This is a genomic window from Nocardiopsis alkaliphila YIM 80379 (assembly GCF_000341005.1).
In the GTDB taxonomy this organism is placed as follows: Bacteria; Actinomycetota; Actinomycetes; order Streptosporangiales; family Streptosporangiaceae; genus Nocardiopsis; species Nocardiopsis alkaliphila.
The window spans coordinates 13,346-17,464 of the sequence record NZ_ANBD01000150.1 but is presented as its reverse complement, the minus strand read 5'-3'; the positions used below and the strand labels follow the sequence as shown (position 1 = coordinate 17,464).

The 4,119-nt window shown below is 66.8% G+C and carries 5 protein-coding genes; all 5 read right to left on the bottom strand.

Going from position 1 to position 4,119, the window contains the following annotated elements:
• Positions 1 to 352: 352 nt before the first annotated feature.
• Complete coding sequence (gene rdgB, locus D472_RS0120955) at positions 353 to 967, bottom strand: RdgB/HAM1 family non-canonical purine NTP pyrophosphatase (RefSeq protein ID WP_017606415.1); 615 nt, start codon at positions 965 to 967, stop codon at positions 353 to 355.
• A 34-nt stretch (positions 968 to 1,001) separates the two neighbouring features.
• Entirely contained in the window at positions 1,002 to 1,727 is a 726-nt protein-coding gene (rph, locus tag D472_RS0120950; RefSeq protein WP_083903544.1) for a ribonuclease PH, read from the bottom strand.
• A 37-nt stretch (positions 1,728 to 1,764) separates the two neighbouring features.
• A complete protein-coding gene (locus D472_RS0120945) occupies positions 1,765 to 2,517 on the bottom strand; it encodes an MBL fold metallo-hydrolase (protein ID WP_017606413.1) in 753 nt (250 codons plus the stop codon).
• Between the two features lie 304 nt (positions 2,518 to 2,821).
• Positions 2,822 to 3,769, bottom strand: coding sequence for a PLP-dependent cysteine synthase family protein (locus D472_RS0120940; RefSeq protein WP_017606412.1), 948 nt, complete (start codon positions 3,767 to 3,769; stop codon positions 2,822 to 2,824).
• A 6-nt stretch (positions 3,770 to 3,775) separates the two neighbouring features.
• A complete protein-coding gene (locus D472_RS28885; protein ID WP_204366520.1) occupies positions 3,776 to 4,054 on the bottom strand; it encodes a MoaD/ThiS family protein in 279 nt (92 codons plus the stop codon).
• Positions 4,055 to 4,119: the final 65 nt, after the last annotated feature.

Below are 4,119 nucleotides of genomic sequence, written 5' to 3'. Positions count from 1 at the left end.
CCCGGTGCCGAGCTCGAACCCGAGGGGTTCCGCTCACCGTCCCGCAGTGACTCAGTGAGTCTAGGTAACTGTTCCGGAGACGTCAAATCCGCCCGGACCGATGAGGAGAGTCCCTGTGTGGTCGGACGTTCCGCGATGGGCTGCGGTGCGACGTCCCTTGGTGCTTACGGCTCCTGCTTCCCTGCGTGTGGCTACAGGTGCCGAAGCGCCGGTTGGGTTTGTTGGTCAGGCATAGGCCATCCTCCCCGAGCTCGGCAGCGGCCAAACGTGAGTGCGCAAGATTTTTCTCCACCCTCTGTTCCACCGAGTCGGGGCCCGTGGGGCACAGGGTCTCCCGCGCCCCACGGGCCGGTCAGACCAGGTCGGCCAGTTCCCTGGCCAAAGCTCGGAAGGCGATACCCCGATGGCTGATGGCGTTCTTCTCCTGGGCGGACATCTGCGCCGTGGTGCGGGTCTCGCCCTGGGGAACGTCCGGGACGAACACCGGGTCGTAACCGAACCCGTTCTCCCCGCGCCGCTCCTTCAGCAAGTGGCCGCGCAACACACCTTCGGCCACCCGCTCGGTTCCGTCCGGCATGACCAGCACGGCCGCGCAGACGAACCGTGCTCCCCGCCGTTCCACCGGGGTGTCGAAGAGCTGGTCCAAGAGCAGGTCCAGATTGGCCCGGTCTTGGTCTCCGGCACCGAAACGACCGGCCCAGCGAGCGGAGAGGACACCGGGCATCCCCCGTAGCTCGTCGACGGCGAGCCCGGAGTCGTCGGCGATCGCCGGCAGACCGGTGTGCTCGGCGATCGCCCGCGCTTTGAGCCGCGCGTTACCGACGAATGTGGCCTCGGTCTCGGGCACCTCGGGTATGTCCGGGAACGAGTCCAACGCCAGCACCTCGGCCCGCACGCCGGCGTCGGCGAGGATGGCGCGCATCTCTGGCACCTTCTTGGCGTTGCGCGTGGCCAACACGAGCTTCATGGTCACTTACTCCTCGGCCTCCTCGGGCGAGCCCCTACCCGGCCAGGGCCTTCTTCTGGATGGCGGTCAGTTCCTCGCAACCACCGGCGGCCAGGTCCAAGAGCTTGTTGAGCAGCTCCCGGTCGAAGGCGGCACCCTGCCCCTCCGCGGTGCCCTGCACCTCGATGAACTTACCGTCTCCGGTCATCACGACGTTCATGTCGGTGTCGGCGACCGAGTCCTCCAGATAGTTCAGGTCCAGCCGGGGCTGTCCCTGCACCACGCCGACGCTCACCGCTGAGAGGGAGCCGATGAGTGGGTTGTTCTTGAGCTTGCGCCGCTTACGCAGGTACTTCATCGCGTCGGCGAGGGCGACGTAGGCACCGGTGATCGCCGCGGTGCGGGTGCCGCCATCAGCCTGAAGCACGTCGCAGTCCAGGGTGATGGTGTGTTCGCCCATCGCCTTGAAGTCGACGACCGCGCGCAGGGAACGGCCGATCAGTCGGGAGATCTCGTGGGTGCGGCCGCCGATCTTTCCACGCACCGATTCGCGGGCACCACGGGTGTCCGTGGCCCGAGGAAGCATGGCGTACTCGGCGGTGACCCACCCTTCGCCGGTCCCTCGGCGCCACCGCGGTACACCGTCTTCGACGGTGGCGGCACAGAGCACCCGGGTGTCCCCGAATTCGATGAGTGCGGAGCCTTCCGCTTGGCGGAGCCAGTTGCGGGTGATGTTCACAGTGCGGAGTTGAGTCGGAACGCGTCCGTCAGGTCGGGCCATGGGTACGAGCGTATATCCGACACGTGCCCCGCGCGGCTCAGCCGCCGATCCGATGTACCTGTCCGCCCCGGGCCAGTTCGATGGTCCCGTCGAAGGTCGAGCGGGCCTCGTTCATGGTGACCTCATCATCGTTCCACGGCACCAGGTGGGTGAGCAGGAGCTTTCCGACCCCTGCACGAGCGGCGTGCTCTCCGGCCTCGCTCCCGGTGAGGTGCATGTCCTTGGGGTGTTCGACGTGATCGTGGAAAGCGGCCTCGCACAGGAAGAGGTCGACACCGCGCGCCAGTTCGATCAGGGAATCACAGGAACCGGTGTCCCCGGAATAGGCGAGGCTGGCACCCTCGTGCTCAAGCCGGATGCCGAAGGCATCGACCGGATGATTGACGCGCTCCACCCGCGCGGTCATGGGCCCGATCCGGAACTCGCCGGGGGTGAGTTCATGGAAGTCGAAGACCTCGGTCATGCCGGGGTCGCGCTCCAGTCCGTAGATGTCGGCCAGGCGTTCGGCCGCTCCCCGGGGGCCGTAGACGGGGATGCGGGGTTTGGTTCCCCCAGGGGCGTACATGCGGGCGACCCAGTAGGCGCACATGTCCGCGCAGTGGTCGGTGTGCAGGTGGCTGAGGTAGACGGCATCGACGGAGTACAGGTCCGTGTGGCGTTGGAGCGTACCGAGGGCACCGTTGCCGAGGTCGAGGAGCAGGCGGAATCCACCGGCCTCGACCAGGTAGCAGGAGGCCGGGCTGTCCGGCCCGGGAAAGCTCCCGGAGGACCCGATAATCGTGAGTCGCACGTCGTCGTCGCCTTCTCAGTCGGCCGCACCGCTTTCATGGCTCCCGAGTGACCGTGCGCGGAGAAGAGCGGGTGGCGGCTGGTTCTGCGGATGTCCCGTAGTTACGGGTGTACCCCAATGACCGCCCGGGTGGTACAAAATGTGGCCCGCATCTCAGGCGACGTGCATCACGTGTGAATTTTTCACACCGATTGACCAAAGATGACCGATTTACGAGGGGCAGGTTCGTGACAGCGGAAGAGGCCCCGACCAAAACCGGGGCCGACCACCGAACGGTCGGCCCCGGAATCGAAGAAAGCCCTGTTCAGGCCCAGAGCTGTCCCTCCAGCCGCTCCTCCGCCTCTTCGAGGGTGCCCTCGTACGCGCCGGTGGACAAGTACTTCCAACCGGCGTCGGCGATGACGAACGCGATATCGGCGCCGCGCTCCTCACGTTCGGCCTTGCGGGCCACTCCTAGGGCGGCGTGCAGGGCCCCACCCGTCGAGATCCCCGCGAAGATGCCCTCCTCGTCCAAGAGCTCCCGGGTCCGTCTGAGCGCGGCGTCGGCGGGCACGGAGAACCGGGTGGTGAGCACCGACTCGTCGTAGAGTTCGGGGATGAACCCTTCATCGATGTTGCGCAACCCGTAGACCAGTTCGCCGTAGCGCGGTTCGGCGGCGACGATCTGCACGTCGGGCCTGTGCTCGCGCAGGTAGCGCCCCACCCCCATGAGGGTGCCCGTGGTTCCCAGGCCCGCCACGAAGTGGGTGATCTCCGGCAGGTCGGCCAACAGCTCGGGCCCGGTGGTCTCGTAGTGGGCCTGGGCGTTGGCGGGGTTGCCGTACTGGTACAGCATCACCCAGTCGGGGTGGGCCGCGGCCATCTCCTTGGCCACGCGGACGGCTTCGTTGGAGCCGCCGGCGGCTTCGGAGAAGTGGACCTCGGCACCCCACATGGCGAGCAGTTGTCTGCGCTCCGCGGAGGTGTTCTCCGGCATGACACAGACCATGCGGTAACCACGCAGTTTGGCGACCATGGCCAAGGAGATGCCGGTGTTCCCCGACGTCGGCTCCAAAATCGTGCACCCCGGGGTGAGCAGCCCGTCCTTCTCCGCCTGTTCGATCATGAAGAACGCGGCGCGGTCCTTGATCGAGCCGGTGGGATTGCGGTCCTCCAGCTTCGCCCAGAGCCGGACCCGCGGGGAGGGCGAGAGCCGGGGTAGGCCGACCAGCGGCGTGCCACCGAGGGAGTCGAGTAGGGAGTCGTAGCGCATGGTTCCCTAGTGGCTTCCGCCGGCGACGGCGGGCAGGATCGTCACGTTGTCACCGTCGGAGAGCTCGGCCTCGAGCCCGCCGGAGAAGCGAACGTCCTCATCGTTGAGGTAGACGTTGATGAAGCGGCGCAGCTTGCCGTCCTCCACCAAGCGCTCGGCGATGCCGGGGTACTTGCCGTCCAGATCGGCGAAGAGTTCGCCGAGGTCGGCTCCGGACCCTTCGACGACCTTGGCGTCGTCGGTCAGGTTGCGCAGGATGGTGGGGATACGGACCTCGATGGCCATGTGAGTGACTCCGTTAGCGGTCGTTGGTGTGCGTTCATGTCCAACAGGTGTTTCACCGCCGTCAT